Source organism: Pseudidiomarina andamanensis, from assembly GCF_009734345.1.
GTDB classification, from domain to species: Bacteria; Pseudomonadota; Gammaproteobacteria; order Enterobacterales; family Alteromonadaceae; genus Pseudidiomarina; species Pseudidiomarina andamanensis.
On record NZ_CP032551.1, the window covers coordinates 1500018 to 1518491 of the forward strand.

An 18474-nucleotide genomic window follows, 5' to 3' on the forward strand; every position below is an offset into this window, starting at 1 on the left:
GGAGTTGAACACATGACCCGACATTATGATTATCTTGCCATTGGCGCCGGTAGCGGCGGCATTGCATCAGCTAACCGAGCAGCAATTCGCGGTGCTAAAGCAGCCGTTATCGAAGCCAAAGCGGTGGGCGGAACTTGTGTTAACGTTGGTTGCGTTCCGAAAAAGGTCATGTGGTATGGCGCACATATTGCCGAAGCCATTAAATATAGCTCGGCTTACGGCTTTGATATTGAACAAAAAGGTTTTGATTGGAGCACCTTAGTCAAAAACCGCGAGGCTTACATTGAACGCATTCACGGCGGTTACAAACGTGGTTTTGAGAGCAACGGCGTGGAATATATCGAAGGCTTTGCGCGCTTTGTAGACTCACGCACCGTTGAAGTCAACGGCGAGCGTATTACCGCCGACCATATTACCATCGCGGTTGGCGGCCGAGCCATTATTCCTGACGTGCCGGGTGCCGAATATGGTATCGATTCAGATGGCTTCTTTGCCTTAAACGAGCGTCCTAACAAAGCGGTTGTTATTGGCGCCGGTTACATTGCTGTAGAAATTGCTGGCGTGTTGCATGCACTGGGCACTGACGCGCATTTATTGGTGCGTGGTGACCGACCATTGCGTTACTTTGATCACGATATTACCAATGCCTTACTTGAGCGTCTCAAACAAGACGGTCCGCAGCTTCATACCGGTTGTGTTGTTGAGCGTGTCGAAAAGAATGACGATGGTTTACTTACTATTCATTGTGATAATGGTGAATCCATTGAAGGCGTCGATTGCTTAGTTTGGGCGATTGGTCGTGAACCAGCTACCGATAAAATCAACCTCGAAGCGGCCGGCGTGACCGCCGATGCCCATGGGTTTATTCGTACCGACAAGTATCAAAACACCAATGTCAAAGGTATTTATGCGGTGGGCGATATTACTGGTGAAGCACAGCTCACGCCGGTAGCTATTAAGGCAGGTCGCCTGTTAGCAGAGCGCTTGTTTAATAAAGATATGCCAGATGCACACATGGATTACAGCCAAATTCCTACCATCGTGTTTAGCCATCCAACCATTGGTACCGTTGGCTTAACCGAAGCCGAAGCTCGCGAAGTGCATGGTGATAACGTGACGGTATATCGTTCGCAGTTTGCAGCGATGTACAATGCCGTCACCCCACACCGCGCGTTGAGTACTTTCAAGCTCGTTTGCGTTGGCCCTGAAGAGCGTGTGATTGGTCTACACGGTATCGGCGAAGGCATGGATGAAATTCTACAAGGCTTTGCCGTCGCTATGAAGATGGGCGCAACCAAAGCCGATTTCGATGCCACGGTTGCACTTCATCCAACCAGCGCTGAAGAGTTTGTGACGCTACGCTAACCTTTTACATCAATCGTCATGGACAAAATACGAGACAGATGGCTGTATGGCAGCCCTGTCTCGTTATGCCACTGATTAAACGTATCTTGAATTTGCTTTGCGCCGCGACGGCTATATGGCGACGCATCGAGCAATTTGTGATTCCGCAACGCCGTTAGGTTATCTGGAGTTAGTAAATACCCATCCCACCCAAGACGTCGAAGTACGTGCTGTGCAGCCGTGCCACCTAAGCGAGCGCCATGCTTTTTAAAGAACCGCAAAAGCTCAGCTTGTTCTGCTGACGGCCATTGCGCCAAAAATTTCCCAAAACTACCGTGCTGCTCAGTAACTTCAACAATCATGCGAGCATTTACCGGAACCGTCGCAATTTTTTGTAGATTGCGCACAATACGTTCGTCACGCGCCAGCTCATCAATTCGCTCTGGTGGCACTTGTTGCCAGTACAGTGGTAAAAATCCAGCAAAAGCCGCTTCAAACCCGGCCCATTTATTTTCAATAACACGCCACGCGAAACCGGCACGAAACACACAGCGGGTCATTTCAGCAAGCACCTGGTTATCAGAGATTTCCAAAAGTTCAGCTTTCGTTGCCAGCTTTGGCATGCGCTGTTTAACCGCTTGTTCACCGCCATGACGTTTCATCGCGCGTTCATAGAAATAATCAAATTTCATTGTTCCGCTAGGTATCCTTAATAATCCTGCATGCGGTTATGCTTAGCTCGATTGTTTGAGTTTGCCGGCCGGTTGACCTGACCACGCGGCGTAGCTTTCACCGGTTTATCATAACGCTGCGCGCTTTTCACTGCCGCACGAGGCTGTTGATAGCTGGGCTTCGGCGTTGCCCGCGGCGTCACTCTCACAGTCGGTTGACTCAACTGAGATTGTTTCGGCGTTCGCATGTATGGCTCACGTACGTCTCGATTTTTCACCTTAGGTTGAATGCGAACATTTCGTTCACGTGCCACTGAGTCACCCCACTGAGGCGATTTATTGCGTGGTGTCACCTTCACTTCAGGTCGCGATTTCGCCGCCACATGCGCGGGTTTTCTATCGCGCAACGTACGCACAATGCGGTCTTGTTCTGGACGTTTATTGCGCTGGGCAACAACATTTCGAGTAGTAACCTGCGGTTGCGCCGATTGTGTACGCGGTGACGTCATTACACGCTGATTATTCAGAGCTCGCTGCGACACTTGAGGTCTGACAATTTCATCACGACCGAATTTACCACCGCTGACCATATAGTATTTCGGGCGCTCCGGCTGCAGATCACGATGGCGATAATCAACCCCACGGCGATGGCGTGGGTTGTGATACCAGCGTTTGCTATCTTTGCCCGTCATATAATAATCACGACGTTTTTTCGGCGGCTCACGATAATAATGATGATTGATCACCACATAACGTTGCGGCCAATAGAAGTGACTAAAATAATAACGGCTTGGTATCGAGTAACTAATACCCCAGTAAATTCCTGAGCCAATACTCACAGTGAGTGTTGGGCGCGACCAGAAAACTGGCTGGTAATCATGCCAGCGCCACGAGCCATACACCACACGTGGGTCATAGTAAGGTACATAAACCACTTCACGACGAACGTTTTCGATCACGATGGTGCGATCTTCACGGGCAACATTGACGTGCTCATTGGAGCGCAAATTACCTGCTACATATGCGTCATCACGCAGCACTTGCACGCGTTCTAGCACCTCATCTTGCTGTGCCAGAAATGCCTCGCCGACAGCTTGTGTCCACTGCAAATCATCGCTCATTTGTTTCAGCACTTCAGGTGTACCGACAAGAGCTTTCACACTTGCATCCCACGTTTCGCCAGCGGCACGCTCTAAAGCCTGCTGTGGAGATAAATGCTCATGGCGACGCACCCAGCGCTCCGCTTCAACCACTTCCAATGGATACGTTGCGGCAATAAGTACATGCGACAGTAGGCTGTCGGGATACAGCGCAATTGGGGCAAGCAGCCGATCTAATTCAGCTTTCGAATAATAGACAACTTGCTGTTGTGACGTTTCAGCCTGGGCTACTTGAGGTGCAATAGCGAGTCCGGTGACTCCCATTGCACACAACATTGCGACAGCACTGAAACCACGCTTAAATTGGTGAATCTGCATTGTAAATGCCTCCAAACGGCAGATAGCGGAAAGCTATCAGTTACTAGTTTAGTCGCAATTCTGAGCAATTTAGTTTCATCTAAACAATTATTTTTTGTAAAGATTAGGTTAACCAGTTGATTATACAAGGCCTTGCTCTAACATCGCATCCGCAACTCGCTTAAATCCGGCGATGTTTGCTCCGAGCACTAAATTTCGTGGCTTTCCGTACTCTTCAGCGGTGTGGGAAATATCGCGATAAATATTCTTCATGACTTGCTTTAAACGCTCGTCCACTTGTTCAAACGTCCAGCGTTGCATACTGGCGTTTTGCGCCATTTCTAGCTGACTGGTCGCGACACCGCCGGCGTTAGCGGCTTTACCCGGTCCGTAGGCGATTGAACTTTGTTGCACCGTATCGAAAGCAGCTTCGGTCAGCGGCATATTCGCACCTTCGGCGATGCCTAAACAGCCATTTTCTAATAAGCATTCAATATCGTTTTGCGTTACTTCATTCTGCGTCGCGCATGGAAAGGCTAAATCAACTTCATAGCGCCAAACTTGATGACCATTCTCAGGATAGTCTTCGCGTGGCGTGTATTCGGCGTCAGAGTGCGTTTCTAAGTATTTTTCTAAACGGGCATGTTGCTGCTCTTTCAAGCGTTTTACTAAGTCGAGATCAATACCGGCTTGATGATAAATTGTGCCTGATGAATCACTGCACGTGACTGGCTTCGCACCAAGTTCATAGAGCTTTTCCATGGTATAAATGGCGACGTTGCCTGAACCAGATACAGCGCAACGCTTTCCTTCAAGTTCCTCATCGCGGTCCGCCATCATGTAATTGGCAAAATAAACACAACCAAATCCGGTTGCCTCTTTGCGCACCAGTGAGCCGCCCCAAGCCAGACCTTTTCCGGTTAATACACCATCAAAGGTATTCGCAAGACGTTTATATTGCCCAAACAAATAGCCAAGCTCGCGGGTGCCAACGCCAATATCACCTGCCGGAACGTCCGTTCTTGGGCCTATATGTCGAAATAGTTCGGACATGAACGATTGACAAAATCGCATGATCTCAGCATCTGATTTCCCTTTCGGGTCAAAATTAGCGCCCCCTTTACCACCACCGATGGGTAAACCAGTTAGCGCATTTTTAAAGATTTGCTCAAAGCCAAGAAACTTAATAATCGAACCATTAACACTGGGGTGAAAGCGCAACCCCCCTTTGTAAGGTCCCAATGCAGAATTAAATTCTACTCGGTACCCTTTATTCACGTGTACTTGGCCATTATCGTCAAGCCACGGTACCCGAAACATAATTTGACGTTCCGGTTCAACAAGACGGGCAATGATGGCTTGTTCACGATACTTTGGATGCTGCTCTAGAATTGGCTCTAAACTCTCGAGTACATCTTCTACGGCTTGATAGAACTCGGTTTGCGCTGGGCTAGTCTGTTGCAATTGTTCAATGGTATCGTGAATATATGTCATACACGGGTCCTTTTTTGTGCATTAAAAGTGTTATTAACATTAGTCTCTTAGAACGGCTAAAAAAAGGAAAAAGCTCATAATTAAGACAATTCATTCAATCAATAACTAGCAATTAGGCATTAAATGACTACTTCATACTCGATAAAATTCAAACGCGTTTATGACGAAGCAGAGGATAGCGATGGTATTCGCATATTGGTTGACCGACTATGGCCGCGTGGGGTAAAGAAAGAAGCGCTATCGCATCATGACTGGTGCAAAGAAGCTTGCCCTTCGAATGAACTACGCAAAGCGTATCACGCAAACAAAATTGAGTTTGAAACCTTTGCTAAGCGTTATTTCGACGAGCTCAGTGCTAACCCGAATAACTTAACGCCACTCCTTCGCTATGCTCGACAATCTCAAGTAACGTTGCTAAGTGCGGTAAAGTCATTTGAACATTCCCACCTTCCAGTGCTAAAACATGCCATTATTGAGGCACTCAAATTAGAAGACCAAGAAGCCGATGGCAACAACCTGAGCTCGCCGGTGTGCTTTGGTAAAGATTTCAACTATTGGGGATAACCGTGACAACAGATTTTATTGAAGTTTATGACGACGCTTTGCCTGCCAAGTTTTGTGAGCACTTTATTCAACGCTTCGAGCAAAGCCCGCATAAGCAGCAAGGCCGCACCGGTGGTGGTATTGATACCGACAAAAAGAAAAGCGAAGACCTCTATCTCAATCAATACCCAGACTATGCCGATGACCTACGCACAATATGTGATATTACGACGCGATACGCGTTAGAGTATTTCAAAAAATATCACTTTGCGCTGATTGCCCCGGTAGCCCTGAAGGTTAAGCACCCAAAAACTGGCGAACCGGTGAATCTAACTCATGAAAACTTCGATGAAGTGGTTGCTGGAAATGAACAAGCGTACATGCAGTTACTTTACCGACTGGGCCCTATTCAAGCGCAGAAATACTTAAAAAACCAAGGCAATTATAATTACTGGCACTGTGAAGTGTTTCCAGAGAAGAACAGTGTCGAGGCATTACATCGTAGTTTATTGTTCATGTTTTATTTAAACGATGTGGATGAGGGCGGCACCACTGATTTTTATTATCAACAGCGCAGCATTAAGCCCAAGCGCGGGCGTATGGTGATAGCACCCGGCTATTTCACTCACACCCATCGCGGGACGGTACCGGTATCGAATGATAAATACATTCTTACCAGCTGGATTCTCATGAACTCAGGTAAACAGCTATTCGGGTGATTTCAACACTTGACCAGCGTCATCTAGCACCGTGACGTCAACATGGATGCCATTACGGACACTTTGTGTGACGACACAGAAGTTTTCAAATTGCTCGAGTACCCGGTCTAGCTTGTCAATTTGATCGGCCGCTTGCCCAAGGTTTAATTCAACTTGCATGGCACTAATGCGCAAGCGGCCATCTATGCGTTCCATATCACCTTGAACCTTCGCCGTGACTTTACCTGGGTCACCTTTGAATTTGCGAATAGCGAACATTAAACTCGCCGCCAAACAATTTGCAACGGCCGCCGCTAACAGCTGGCTCGGTCCTGGCCCCTCGCCGTGACCTACTGGTTCGTGTTCGTCGGTAATGATTTGCCCAAACTCACCAAAATCGACTTCAAACTTATAGTTATCAATCAACGCAAGTTTTACTTCGAATGCCGGATTTTCCATGTGTTCCTCCAGTTTTTCTGCAATAATTACCGATTCAATCATGTCATCACGTCGCGCGAGGAGAATGATTCATGAAGAATCCGCTGTATATTCCTTATGCAGGCCCTAATTTGCTTGAAACGCCGCTATTAAACAAAGGTAGCGCGTTCACCCGAGAAGAGCGAGCTGCGTTTAACCTAACCGGCTTATTACCGCCTCGGTACGAAACCATTGAAGAGCAGGTTAAGCGCTGTTACATGCAGTATTCAAGTTTTGACACTGCAATTAATAAACATATTTATTTGCGTGCGATTCAAGATAATAACGAGACCTTGTTCTACCGTCTGCTGCAGCAACATCTTGAAGAGATGATGCCGATTATCTATACCCCAACTGTAGGCGATGCGTGCGAACAATTCTCTGATATTTATCGCAGTTCTCGTGGATTATTTATTTCTTACGATGACCGTGAGCAAATGGAAGATATTCTGCGTAATGCCACGAAGCGTAAAGTCAAAGTGATCGTCGTGACCGATGGTGAGCGCATTCTTGGTCTTGGTGACCAAGGTATCGGAGGTATGGGCATTCCGATTGGTAAATTAAGCTTATATACAGCGTGCGGCGGTATCAGCCCAGCCTATACCTTGCCTGTATGTTTAGACGTTGGTACCAACAACGAAAAACTATTGAACGACCCGATGTACATGGGTGCACGTCATAAGCGTATTGATCAAAGTGAATATAATGCGTTTGTTGATCGGTTTATGCAGGCGGCACGCCGTCGTTGGCCAGAAGCCATGATTCAGTTTGAAGATTTCGCGCAACCGAATGCCATGCCGCTGCTACGGAAATATCGTGATGACTACTGCTGCTTTAATGACGATATTCAGGGCACAGCAGCTGTCACTGTTGGTACGCTGTTAGCCGCTTGTCGTAGCAAAGGTGTGCAATTAAAAGATCAAAAAGTTGCCTTTGTTGGTGCTGGTTCAGCTGGCTGCGGTATTGCTGAGCAGATCATTCAGCAAATGGTGGCCGAAGGGCTAACCGACGAGCAAGCGCGCCGTAATATTTACATGGTCGATCGGTTTGGCTTGCTAACCGAAGGCATGAGCGATTTGCGTGACTTCCAACAAGCGCTAGCGCAGCCACTAGAAAACCTTGCTGATTGGCAACACAGTGGCGATTATGCATCGCTACTTGATGTGATGCACTGCGCCAAGCCAGGTATTTTAATTGGGGTTTCAGGTCAACCGGGATTGTTCACGGAGCAGGTCATTCGCGCCATGCACCAGTATACCGAAAAACCAATCATCTTCCCGCTTTCAAACCCTTCGCGCCAAATCGAAGCACACCCCGCGCACGTGATTGAGTGGACGGACGGTGAGGCGATTATTGCCACGGGAAGCCCTTTCGATGCAGTAAAATTCAAAGGTATCGATTATCCGATTGCGCAATGCAACAACAGCTATATTTTCCCTGGTATTGGTTTGGGTGTTATTGCTGTGAAAGCGCGAATTATCTCAGATGAGATGCTGATGGCGGCGAGTAACACACTTGCTGACGAGTCACCGCGCGTACGCGGTGAGGGCGACAGTTTATTACCTGGTATTACGCACATTGCCGAGTTGAGTAAAAAAATCGCATTTAACGTCGGTAAAGTTGCTCAACAACAGGGCCTGGCCCTTGAGGTGAGTGACGAAACTCTGCGTGAGCGTATTGAAGCTAATTTCTGGCACCCAGAATATCGTCGCTATAAGCGTGTTAGCATTTAGTCAAAGCAACTAGCGATTCGACCTATTTCCTTGTATGTTCAATACATAGCCATACGAGGAGGTCGAATGCGCTGGGGGATTATAGGCCTGCTACTGCTACTGGTATCACCTTTAGCTCATGGCCAATCAAAAGAAACGGACAAGCCCACCGAGGACGAAAAAGCTGCGATCGACTCGTTCCGGGAGGGCTTAACAAGCTCAGTGAATGCCACTGCGGCTTGGCTCGACTCGTTTTTCGCCGATGATATTGATCCCGACGCCTACGATACAGCCTCAGGCAGCCTGAGAATTACGCCAGAGTGGGACGAGTACGATGGCTTTCGGCTCGACTCGAGCTTCCGCGCAACCGTTGTCTTTCCGCATGCCGAAAGAAAGTTCTCTGCAATCATTGGTCGTGGCGATTTCGATGACTTTATCAACGATACCCAACAATCTCGTCCGTCCGTTATTCGACGCGATCAGTCTGACGAAGAGTGGATGCTTGGTCTCGGTTTTGATCCGCAAGTCAGTAACAAACATAGCCTTTCATTTGGCGCAGGCATTCGTGGCGGGTTGGCCCTGGACCCTTACCTTCGAGCTCGATACAAATACGAGTCGATAATCGGTGAAAATGTTGAATTTTTCACCCAAAGTGTTGCATTTTGGCGCGATAGTGATGGGTTTGGTGTGGCGCAAACCTTTGAATTTGATGCGGCGCTTTCTGATCAGTGGTTTTCAAAAAGTTGGATAAAGGGAACGTTTGCTGAACGTACGGAAGGAGTTCGCTGGCATGCGTCACAAAAGCTTTATTATATGTACCATTTTGAGCGAGCCATTGCTGGCGAAGTGTGGTGGTATGGTGAAACCGAACTTGATGTGCCCATGCAAGATTATGGTGTGCGGGCATTACACCGCAGCCGGTTTAAGCGAGAATGGCTTTTTTTGGAAGGCTGGGTCGGCTTGCATTGGCCACGAGAAACATTCGACGAACAACGCAAGCCCAGATGGATGGTTGGTTTAGAAATTGAATTACTCTTTGGCGAGTAGCTTTATAGCCAACCGAATGCCGAAGCAATACTGCGAGCACCCAGGCCAGTAGCAATAAAACACACGATAATTCCCAATATATTTTGCTGCCACGAGTTCCGATGTTGACCAAGACGCGGCTGATTGCATACCCACACTAGGAATACCGCAATAAATGGTAATAACACGCCATTCGCTACTTGCGCGAAGATAATGACTTCAATCGGCTTTAATCCCAAGGATGCTACGAGAACGCCAATAGTTAGAATAATCATCCAAATGGCACGGAATTTCTTATCTTTAAGTTGGTTGGAATAACCAAGCACACCGCTTAATGCATACGCTGAAGCTAGTGGTGCCGTGAGCGACGACGATAATCCTGCGGCAAATAAACCAAGCGCCATAAAGGTTGTTGCTGCATCACCAAACAGTGGTTGTAAGGCTTGACCAAGATCAGCAGCGCCCTCAATGGTTAACGCTTTACCAAAGAATGCCGAAGCAGCAGTCGCAACAATTGCTAGCGAGATAAGCCCTCCCAGTGGTATTGAGATATAAATATCGCGGCGAGCGTCATCAAGTTGTTCTGCTGACTGCCACTTTTCAGCGCAACTAGAAGCATGTAAGAACAAATTATAAGGCACTACTGTGGTACCAATTAGCGCCACAATCATCAAAATACTGCCGGCTGGCACCGAAGGCACAAGTAAACCGGTCAATAATGCTGCCCAGTCTGGTTTGGTTAAGATAAAAGTTGCTAAAAAGGCGATGCTCATTAGCAATACCAGACCAATTAATATTTTTTCCACGACTTTGTAGCTGCCTTGCCACAAGATGATAGCGGCTAAACCTCCCAAAATAATGGGAATATACTGTCCATCAAAAGGTAAGAGGCCGACTAACCCCATACGAGCGCCGCTAATATTACCCCCTTGATAGACACTATTACCGATAATCACCGCGGCAAAAATCAGTAGCACCACGAGCTGACGTAACCACGGTTGTTTAATAGCAGCTCGAATATTCTCCCCTAACCCTTGCTGAGTTACCACACCAAGACGAGCAGACATCTCTTGCAAAATCATGGTTGCCAGCACGGAGAAAACCAACGCCCACATTAGTGCGTAGCCGAAATTAGCGCCAGCTAATGAGGCTGTGACAACGGTTCCGGGCCCGATGAATGCGGCCGCAACTAAGGCCGCAGGTCCCATACTAAATCGTCGTTGTTTTGTCATTCTTCACCCGCTTTTAATTATCGTTATTGTCGTATTCTAACGTTCTCGGTTGGCAACGTCGTTAGTAGCATGCTAAACAATAGTAACAGCCAATCACTTATTTTAGGATAGCCATGTATCAAGACAGTTTCGAAAGCCCTATCGGCCCTGTTACCATCAGCAGCCGTGACGGCGAGTCTATTTGTGAAATTGCATTTGCGGAGCCTGATGGCTATCCATCATGCAATGTCACCAGAATTGGAAAGCAGCAACTAATCGAGTATTTCAACCGTAAACGTAAGCGTTTCAATTTACCATTGAAGCCAGAAGGCACCGAGTTCCAACACCGCGTTTGGAAACAATTAGCTACGTTAGAGTATGGTCAATTAGCGAGTTATCGTGATATTGCGATAGCTATCGATAATCCTAAAGGTAATCGCGCTGTTGGTATGGCAAACAGCCGGAACCCTATTGCCATTGTGGTTCCATGTCATCGTGTTGTTGGGGCTGATGGAAGCATCACCGGTTATGCCGGCGGTATTGAAAAGAAAGCATTTTTGCTCTACCACGAGGGAGCGGTATTTGATTGAAGAGAAGGCGCTCAGGTTATTAACTTAGAGCGCCCTTAACTTTTTCCGTTATAGCGCGCGTGCATTCGAACCACGTGCCCTTCAATTTCGTCACGTAACGAATGTGGCTCAATCACCTCAACGTTTTCGCCACAACTAAGAATCCACGCAATCAAATCTTTCGTGACTGGCTGAACAAATGTGACGAAAAAGCTGAGTCCATTGCGTTCGATTCGCTGCTCTGGGTGAAGTGGATTGTTAGTCACCAAATTCAACATGCCATTCGAACACTTCAATTTAACCCGAGCCAACGAACCGTGATTCGCATTATCAGGCAAATCAGGAAATGGTAAATGCGGTGCGGTTTTTGAGAGACTCCAGCCGAATGGCTTTGACCGATCATCGGCAATCAACGGGAAAACCTCAGACAACTCATTTAAGTTCCGCTGAATAGTGCGGACACTCACATCCACCCCATGTTCGGCTAGTCTTTTTCGCAACGATTGTACATCTACTTTCTGCGGTTCACGCGGAACGTGTTGTAGCAGCATGAGATATCGTAAAACACTCTGCACCGACGAACTCCTTGTCTATTGCGTTATGACATCTATCATACCTCGACATTGCGTCAAATCCTGTCGCATCAGTTATCTATTTGTAAAACTACAGCAAAATCAACCTATGTCACATTGTATATCAGTCGAATAAGCGCTTTACTTACTTTCGCTGGCTAACCAGACTAGCGCTCGAAATCGCCAGATAGGAGGTTCAGATGATTCGATTTGCTCTAATGATGTTGCTTGCATTAAGCGTTGTGAACGTAGCGACGGCACAAGACCAAAATGCACAGAAAGGTCAGCAAACAGCTGAAGAAGCTAAGGATAAAGCAAGCAAAGCTCAAGCCGAACGGGAAGCGTTACGAGCTCAAATGCAGGCAGAAAAAGAAGCCTTACAGAAAGAACGTAAGAAACAAAGCGATAAGCTAAAAACCAAGTCAAAGAAAAAAGACGACAATGGTGACAATCGCTAACTGCTAGTTCTTTTTTGAAAACAAAGGGACGGGGATATGACCCGTCCCTTTTTAGTTGGTGCGCTAAATTTCACCTATTACTCAGCAATATAGCAGACTTCAGCGTGAGCAACGACATAGATCACTTGAGCATCTGCTGGCATTATTGACACAACGTAATGCGACGTTGCAGAAGGCGAAACAAATGACTCTTGATTGCCGAATTGGCCTGGTGCGGTGGTTGCAACGATGACATCATCGGCGTATAGATGCGTTGCATTCCATGCATATCCTGACGCAGCGTTAAATGTAGCTAAAAAGGTTCCATTGCTATAGTAATACTGCAAGTCGCCCACATAATCACCATTATTGATGTTGTTTTGACCTGCACCGGCATATATGGGTGTCGAACCACTCTCGTTGTTGACAACAGTTAGCTGCCAACCCCAGCGATTAGCATTACCAACATTTAAGCTGTTAAAAGTATCTTGTCCGAGGGCAAAACCTGTTTCAGTGTTACTACAAGTTAACGGTTCGTCATCATCATCATCTGGGCAAGTCGCTTGATAAGCAAACCAAGTTGCCCAGCTACCTTGTGAAGTAATTCGATCACCCTCGCCCCATGCTGTTTCGGTTGAAATTCCGTTACCGACTACTGCATGAGCGGCAATGGCGAAATTACTGCTACAAGTAGCAGCCAAGTCTGCTAGCGGCAAAGTGAAGGTATATGAGTGCCCAACGTTTGAAGCAACAAATGGAAAGTGTCCGATTTGCGGATTACCTTTTTTATTTGTCGGAAGTTGACTGAAGTCAGTGCCAACAAATAAATGCAACTCAGACATCTCCCAGTCACCCGCGGTGGTATAGGTGACATAAACATTATCAGCATCGTTTTCGACACAAACCGATCCTACTTCAATCGATTGACCTGCGAATAAGGTTTGGCATTGTTCTGCATGGGCGATCGGATTCATGAACAATGCACTGGTTAACAAAAGCAATAGTGAACAGACGGTTTTCATAGGTTGCCCTCCAGGGCAGAAATTACATACTCCCACAATCTCTTTAAGACGGTGGTAAAACCCCTCACAGAATGCATAAACATGGAGGTGAGCATAATTTAGACTTTTTGTAGAAAAGATCTGTATATCTGTTGCAATTATCACTTATGTTAATATTGTTAAGATTATGAAAAGAATGGCTGGAATGAACGCATTCGAAGGTCTGGTAAGGTCTCTTGTTATCGCATCTGAGTGTATAATAGAAACCGAACTATGCTATATATAGACTCATGTCGATGCACATTGCGTGGATATATTTAAGGAAGAAGCTGTAATGCAAGTCGAGCAACCGGTTACATTGCCCAATTTACCTGGAATGTTTTTTCGTTCTTTATTTACCGTTGCGAGAAATGACCAGGAAGTTGCAGAGCCACAAACGTTGGACGCTGAATTTAGTGCGCCAGCTTTTTCTGCTGCGCAATTAAAGCGGTACCATGAAGCATTCAATGGCTTCGTCAGTGAAGTTCCATTAACGCTAATTTATTGTTTGGCGCAACGTGTGCATTTAGCACAGATGCTCGGTGAGCACTTCCCTTGGCCGGCGCCGGGGTTGGTGCACGTGAGCAATAGCATCGAACAACATGATGCTATCGACGCAGATGAAGGGTTTACTTTAAAAGCTTCAATTAAACTACCTGCCCGTGGCCCTAAAGTGTCACCGCGTCGCTTGCGTCCGCTTTTTACGGTTGAATTTTGGCAACAAGATAATCATGTCGCAACCTGCGTTAGTGAATATCAAGTTATGCCAAAGCAAGCTGATCGCCCACGTCGAGCAAAAGAAAATAAAACTTCCGAACCGCCGGGTGATGAATGGCAACAAATTGATACTTGGAAATTAGCAGGTAGAGTCGCTCGTGACTATGCGCGATTGTCAGGCGATTTTAATCCCATCCATCTCCATCCTCTGTTATCGCGTTGGTTCGGCTTTGATCAGCCCATCATCCACGGCATGTATATGTCGGGTCGCGCGCAAGCGGAAGTCGAGCGCGCGGCGAAACGCCCCGTCATCAAAATCGATGTCGCTTTTAAACGCCCTGTTCCACTACCGGCGCGTGTATCCTTGTGGCAACAATTGAATGAAGACAACCATGGTGGTCAATATCAAATTTGCGGCGCCGAAGACCACCTTCTGAGATTAGAAGGCAGCTTCAGCTTCGCGAAAGACTAATTACTTCTTCGATTTGAGTCGCTCAACACCCATAAAACGTAGCGAAAGCTTCTCATAAATTGGCTCAGACGTACCGCGACGCACTTTATACATAAAGTATTTCTCGAATGCGACTTTCGCCCAGTGCACCCAGCGGCCACTGCCGGTCCAATTGCGGTTGCGTGGCGGATTTTGCGGAATGGCTAAGAAGGCAGCTCCTGTATTCCCCATGTCTGCTAAGCACAAAGCGCTTAATGTTGGTTCGACAAGCTCGTCGCTTCCTGCTTCCATCGCCTCGATATTTGATACAATTGCTGACGTCATCGATTCGATCATTAAACCAGTCTTAGGAGCGCCAACTGGCACCGGCGTTGCCTCGATAGGCGGAATTGCCACACATACACCTGCAGCAAAAATATTCAGGTATTTGGGTGAGCGCTGATGTTTGTCAGTAATAACGAACCCTTTTGGATTACACAACTCTTCAACCGCCGCAACTGCGGGTGAACCCTTGAAAGGCGGTAAGAACATTGAATGCTTATAGTCGATCTGATGCTGTTTTATCACATCACCGGCTTCGTTTAATTCATCAAAGTGACACGTACCATTCGCTAACTTTGTTATCTTGGCATTACAAATCCACTTAATGCCATGTTCACGAAACTTGTGTTCCATTAAGCCTTTTGAGTCGCCGACACCGCCAAGCCCCATATGCCCAATATACGGCTCGGGCGTGACAAAGGTGATGGGAACTTGATCACGGATTTTCTTTTTACGGAGCTCATATTCTAACGACAGAACATACTCATAAGCGGGACCAAAGCAACTCGCACCAGGTAACGCACCAATAATGACGGGGCCTGGGCTTTCGCACAGTTGAAGATAATCTTGATGCGATGTTACCGCGTGGTCGACGGTACAAATAGATTGAGAACCGCCAGCTTCAGGCCCCGCCCCCTCTACTGTCGCGAAGTCTAATTTAGGCCCAGTACACAGCACTAAATAGTCGTAAGCAATTTCGCTGTCGTCGTTTAAAACCAACGTGTTTTCTTTGGCCTTGATTTCCTTTACACCTGCGGGAGAGAACTTTATGTCTCGCTTGCTAAAGAAATCACCAATTGGCATCACCACATCGTCACGCTTGCGTGTACCGAGCGCTACCCATGGATTGGAAGGGACAAAATTGAATTCGGCACCCTCACCAATGACAGTGATTTTCGCTTGCTTGCCAAGCTTCTCGCGTAGTTCAAAGGCCACTGACACACCACCTAAACCAGCACCAACAACCGCAACATGAGCCATGATTAAACACCCTGATTTGTTCAAATATTGTTCATTGACTATGTGCAATGGTTTGTATTTCGTCAATAGCTAAATTAAAAAACATTGATCTAAACTGGCAATAAAAAAGGGCAGTTGAGAAATCTCAGCTGCCCTTTCGAGGTTTATCATGTCTTTATTAGCGTAAACTATCACCACTCAATGTGGCTGTTGTAGCCGCATTTGCATCAATATCTTCCTGCTGAAAATGCAGTGAGCGCAATTGCGGTTGCTCAGAATACAACAAGGTTTGATCAAGATAATGATCAGACAATACATTTGAGCTCTGCGAGTACGTTAATAACCCTTCGGCTTCAGGACCGTCCGCAGTAAATTCCATGGCAAACATCCAGCTTGAGCCATAAGTGATGTGGTAACCACCAGCTTCGGCACTCAAATCTGAGCCCGGCAATAATGGATAACGATGACGCGGTAATATAGTGCCATCATTGCCCATATTGCTGCGGAATACGTTAAAGCCACCTTCAATGTTGTTGGCACCTCCCCACGGCAGTTTCACACCCGATGGCGTGCCATCTGGATTGCTGCGCTCAACAAATTGTACGCTGCCAAGTGATGCTGCAGGGTCTAGACCCGCATTTATAATGCGTTGCTGTGCAGTCGCTAACTGTTGCAATACAGTGTTGTTCGCCGCCAAAGTATTTGGGGTGGTGGTCGGTTGCTCAGGATCATAGGCAACTTGCCATTGCGGGTCACGGTTAAATTCAAAGGCAAACTCGCGGAACATCATTGCACCCTGACTCGCAAGATTCATACGGCCGTCCCACAAAGCGAGCGCATCACAAGCTGGGGTAATAACCACAGTACTTGAATCCGCCATCGTTACAGGTGTTGCCCCTTGTGTTTCACACAACGCCAGAAGATCTTCCAGCACAGCTTCACCAAGGTAGTTGCGATTACCAATTAAGCGATCGACCAAATCTTCACGTGTAAAACGCCCGTCTACTGAGCCACCTTCAGCCAGCATTTTTTGTCCTAAGCGCGAACGCAGCGACTGTTGATTACCAACCGGTCCCCAAAGCGGTGAAAGCCCTTCAATTGGCGCAGCCGGATTGGTTAACCAGAAACTATCGTTGGAGTTTTGTACGAAGTCGTTGCGTTCAAGCTGCGGCGCCTGATCAAACGGTACGGTACCTTGTGGCATAAACGCACTATCATCGCCTGGAAAAATGAATAATCCAGCTTGCTCTGTTAGTGCTTGATACAGCGGATCTTCAGCCCATACAGCCAACGCATCTGGAAGAATATGTGGCACTGATGAACCATCGGTGAAGAACGCATTACCTTGCGCATCAACTGCCATCGCATTGTTGAAAACCGTACCGGTGAAGTCGACAAAGGTTTGCTTGTAGGCTTCAATGCTGTCAGCCATATTCATGCCTAACCAATGATCAAACAAATCATAGTTTGGCAGGTTCGCATCATACAATGCGTAAGCTACGTCTTGCCCAGTGCCATCGGTGCCCCATGGCAGTGCATTAGGAATGACTATAACTGGACCAAATTCGCTGTAGTAGCTGGTTTTACGCAGCGTCATATAAGTACCAGGGCCTGTTGCCACGCGAATATCGTGAGTTTTTGTAGTCATCGGTACACTTTCACCGTCGAGCATATAGCTGGTACCTTCGCTATTTTCAGGGTCTAGTGTCAGACGATGAATGGTAAAGCGTGACGCCGTAGAAAATGTGTGTGTCCATGCCACATTTTCATTGAAGCCAATATTCACAATACCTGGCATACCAGACAGTGAACCGCCGACAACTTTGAGGTGCCCTGGTACTTCAATACCGAACTGCCAGAAACGTTGGTTCCCGGTATGAGGGAAGTGTGGATTCGCAATTAACATGCCTTGCTCAGTTGCGCTAAGCTCACTGCCAATTGCCCAGCCGTTAGAACCTGACTCTGTCGGGTTTGTATCGGGAATACCCACTGTGCTGATATCGAAATTCAATACCACCGGCTCGCCCGATTCACTCGTCACAAAAGTTTGGTTATTCGGTACACCTAAAAATAGTGGGCCAGTAAAGTTAGCGGCTCCCGGTAGTAAAGCGACCCCTTGGGCATAAGTCATCAAATCAATCGGGGTGATGTCTTGTACCCATGGCTGGCCGGCACATGTTGGATCCATGTCCGCTTCGGGGGTTTCATTAATATACTTATTGTAACCGGCAGCGTATCCAGTCAATAACGCTTGTGCTTTTTCACTAATTTGCTCAAAGCCGACTTCTGCATTGTCGCGAATACCCAGCGTTAAAAAGCCAAAGTCAGTCAGTAAGTTTCCAGAATCGCCTGAACCAGGCACAGCATCAGGCCCAAAATAGAATGAGCGTTTCGAGTTAAATTTGACGATTTGATCCGCCAAGATACATAGATTGTCTTGGGCAAAAGCGTAGCCGACACCAAAGCCTAAACTCTCTAGGTCGTCTGCTTTAACATACGGAACACCATAGTTGGTCCAAGTGACATCAGCGCTGAGATTTCCAGCCGGTGCAAAGGTAGCAATACCAGATATTGGCGTAAGAGGTTCTGATGACGTGTCTGTCTCGCTAGAGCTATCGCCGCAGGCGGTGAGTAAAAAAACGCCGCCAGATAACACCAACGGTGTGAGCAAGTTGATTTTTTTAGTTCTAATTTTCATGAGCTTACCTGGTTGTTCTGAGAATTTAAGTTTGTATAAAACTTGTAAACAACCGCAGTATGGCTCGAACTGGTCG

17 protein-coding genes are annotated in these 18474 nt (G+C 47.0%); 8 read left to right on the forward strand and 9 right to left on the reverse strand.

From position 1 onward, the window contains the following. Positions 1-12: 12 nt before the first annotated feature. Positions 13-1365, forward strand: a complete 1353-nt coding sequence (gene gorA, locus D3795_RS07165) for a glutathione-disulfide reductase (RefSeq protein ID WP_156267447.1) — start codon at positions 13-15, stop codon at positions 1363-1365. Here the strand turns inward: gorA and D3795_RS07170 are convergent. The 3 genes from D3795_RS07170 to gdhA form a co-directional block, all read right to left on the reverse strand. Beyond that, the gene (locus D3795_RS07170) at positions 1362-2036 is read right to left on the reverse strand and encodes a DNA-3-methyladenine glycosylase I (protein ID WP_156267449.1); all 675 of its coding nucleotides are present in this window, start codon (positions 2034-2036) and stop codon (positions 1362-1364) included. The two genes, gorA and D3795_RS07170, sit on opposite strands and share 4 nt — an antisense overlap. Before the next feature lie 17 nt (positions 2037-2053). After that, complete coding sequence (locus D3795_RS07175) at positions 2054-3493, reverse strand: DUF3300 domain-containing protein (protein ID WP_156267451.1); 1440 nt, start codon at positions 3491-3493, stop codon at positions 2054-2056. A gap of 120 nt (positions 3494-3613) precedes the next feature. After that, the gene (gdhA, locus tag D3795_RS07180) at positions 3614-4966 is read right to left on the reverse strand and encodes an NADP-specific glutamate dehydrogenase (protein ID WP_156267453.1); all 1353 of its coding nucleotides are present in this window, start codon (positions 4964-4966) and stop codon (positions 3614-3616) included. Positions 4967-5089: 123 nt separating this feature from the next. Between gdhA and D3795_RS07185 the strand changes: the two genes are divergently transcribed. Then, positions 5090-5530 carry a DUF488 domain-containing protein gene (locus D3795_RS07185; protein ID WP_156267454.1) on the forward strand — a complete coding sequence of 147 codons (441 nt, stop codon included), beginning with the start codon at positions 5090-5092 and terminating at the stop codon, positions 5528-5530. A 2-nt stretch (positions 5531-5532) separates the two neighbouring features. Further along, complete coding sequence (locus D3795_RS07190; protein WP_156267456.1) at positions 5533-6228, forward strand: 2OG-Fe(II) oxygenase; 696 nt, start codon at positions 5533-5535, stop codon at positions 6226-6228. Here the strand turns inward: D3795_RS07190 and D3795_RS07195 are convergent. After that, positions 6217-6708, reverse strand: a complete 492-nt coding sequence (locus D3795_RS07195; protein WP_216648942.1) for an OsmC family protein — start codon at positions 6706-6708, stop codon at positions 6217-6219. The two genes, D3795_RS07190 and D3795_RS07195, sit on opposite strands and share 12 nt — an antisense overlap. 29 nt (positions 6709-6737) lie before the next feature. Here D3795_RS07195 and D3795_RS07200 point away from each other — a divergent pair, with 29 nt between their 5' ends. After that, on the forward strand, positions 6738-8417 hold the full coding sequence (locus D3795_RS07200; RefSeq protein ID WP_156267458.1) for an NAD-dependent malic enzyme: 1680 nt from the start codon (positions 6738-6740) through the stop codon (positions 8415-8417). 66 nt (positions 8418-8483) lie between these two features. Next, on the forward strand, positions 8484-9443 hold the full coding sequence (locus tag D3795_RS07205; protein ID WP_156267460.1) for a hypothetical protein: 960 nt from the start codon (positions 8484-8486) through the stop codon (positions 9441-9443). Between the two features lie 2 nt (positions 9444-9445). Here the strand turns inward: D3795_RS07205 and D3795_RS07210 are convergent, their stop codons facing one another. Then, positions 9446-10654 carry an Nramp family divalent metal transporter gene (locus tag D3795_RS07210; RefSeq protein ID WP_156267462.1) on the reverse strand — a complete coding sequence of 403 codons (1209 nt, stop codon included), beginning with the start codon at positions 10652-10654 and terminating at the stop codon, positions 9446-9448. Positions 10655-10767: 113 nt separating this feature from the next. Here D3795_RS07210 and D3795_RS07215 point away from each other — a divergent pair, with 113 nt between their 5' ends. Continuing rightward, entirely contained in the window at positions 10768-11223 is a 456-nt protein-coding gene (locus D3795_RS07215) for a methylated-DNA--[protein]-cysteine S-methyltransferase (protein WP_156267464.1), read from the forward strand. A 35-nt stretch (positions 11224-11258) separates the two neighbouring features. Here D3795_RS07215 and D3795_RS07220 read toward each other — a convergent pair whose 3' ends face one another. Continuing rightward, positions 11259-11777: a WYL domain-containing protein gene (locus D3795_RS07220; protein ID WP_156267466.1), complete on the reverse strand. Its 519-nt coding sequence runs from the start codon at positions 11775-11777 to the stop codon at positions 11259-11261. 197 nt (positions 11778-11974) lie between these two features. On the opposite strand from D3795_RS07220, the gene D3795_RS07225 reads away from it, so the two are divergent. Further along, positions 11975-12232 carry a hypothetical protein gene (locus D3795_RS07225; RefSeq protein ID WP_156267468.1) on the forward strand — a complete coding sequence of 86 codons (258 nt, stop codon included), beginning with the start codon at positions 11975-11977 and terminating at the stop codon, positions 12230-12232. A gap of 77 nt (positions 12233-12309) precedes the next feature. Here the strand turns inward: D3795_RS07225 and D3795_RS07230 are convergent, their stop codons facing one another. Beyond that, a complete protein-coding gene (locus tag D3795_RS07230; protein ID WP_156267470.1) occupies positions 12310-13233 on the reverse strand; it encodes a hypothetical protein in 924 nt (307 codons plus the stop codon). 313 nt (positions 13234-13546) lie between these two features. Here D3795_RS07230 and D3795_RS07235 point away from each other — a divergent pair, with 313 nt between their 5' ends. Beyond that, the gene (locus D3795_RS07235; protein ID WP_156267472.1) at positions 13547-14440 is read left to right on the forward strand and encodes a MaoC/PaaZ C-terminal domain-containing protein; all 894 of its coding nucleotides are present in this window, start codon (positions 13547-13549) and stop codon (positions 14438-14440) included. On the opposite strand, the gene D3795_RS07240 is transcribed toward D3795_RS07235, so the two are convergent. Together D3795_RS07240 and D3795_RS07245 are read right to left on the reverse strand one after the other, a co-directional pair. Then, positions 14441-15721, reverse strand: a complete 1281-nt coding sequence (locus tag D3795_RS07240; protein ID WP_156267474.1) for an NAD(P)/FAD-dependent oxidoreductase — start codon at positions 15719-15721, stop codon at positions 14441-14443. It abuts the gene before it with no gap. A gap of 157 nt (positions 15722-15878) precedes the next feature. Further along, positions 15879-18398 carry an acylase gene (locus D3795_RS07245; protein ID WP_156267476.1) on the reverse strand — a complete coding sequence of 840 codons (2520 nt, stop codon included), beginning with the start codon at positions 18396-18398 and terminating at the stop codon, positions 15879-15881. Positions 18399-18474: the final 76 nt, after the last annotated feature.

Coding starts and splice junctions, on each gene's coding strand:
- gdhA (WP_156267453.1), bottom strand. CDS start 4,966: ATGACATATATTCACGATACCATTGAACAATTGCAACAGACTAGCCCA.
- D3795_RS07185 (WP_156267454.1), top strand. CDS start 5,090: ATGACTACTTCATACTCGATAAAATTCAAACGCGTTTATGACGAAGCA.
- D3795_RS07175 (WP_156267451.1), bottom strand. CDS start 3,493: ATGCAGATTCACCAATTTAAGCGTGGTTTCAGTGCTGTCGCAATGTTG.
- D3795_RS07240 (WP_156267474.1), bottom strand. CDS start 15,721: ATGGCTCATGTTGCGGTTGTTGGTGCTGGTTTAGGTGGTGTGTCAGTG.
- D3795_RS07210 (WP_156267462.1), bottom strand. CDS start 10,654: ATGACAAAACAACGACGATTTAGTATGGGACCTGCGGCCTTAGTTGCG.
- D3795_RS07230 (WP_156267470.1), bottom strand. CDS start 13,233: ATGAAAACCGTCTGTTCACTATTGCTTTTGTTAACCAGTGCATTGTTC.
- D3795_RS07215 (WP_156267464.1), top strand. CDS start 10,768: ATGTATCAAGACAGTTTCGAAAGCCCTATCGGCCCTGTTACCATCAGC.
- D3795_RS07245 (WP_156267476.1), bottom strand. CDS start 18,398: ATGAAAATTAGAACTAAAAAAATCAACTTGCTCACACCGTTGGTGTTA.
- D3795_RS07195 (WP_216648942.1), bottom strand. CDS start 6,708: ATGATTGAATCGGTAATTATTGCAGAAAAACTGGAGGAACACATGGAA.
- D3795_RS07225 (WP_156267468.1), top strand. CDS start 11,975: ATGATTCGATTTGCTCTAATGATGTTGCTTGCATTAAGCGTTGTGAAC.
- D3795_RS07200 (WP_156267458.1), top strand. CDS start 6,738: ATGAAGAATCCGCTGTATATTCCTTATGCAGGCCCTAATTTGCTTGAA.
- gorA (WP_156267447.1), top strand. CDS start 13: ATGACCCGACATTATGATTATCTTGCCATTGGCGCCGGTAGCGGCGGC.
- D3795_RS07170 (WP_156267449.1), bottom strand. CDS start 2,036: ATGAAATTTGATTATTTCTATGAACGCGCGATGAAACGTCATGGCGGT.
- D3795_RS07235 (WP_156267472.1), top strand. CDS start 13,547: ATGCAAGTCGAGCAACCGGTTACATTGCCCAATTTACCTGGAATGTTT.
- D3795_RS07205 (WP_156267460.1), top strand. CDS start 8,484: ATGCGCTGGGGGATTATAGGCCTGCTACTGCTACTGGTATCACCTTTA.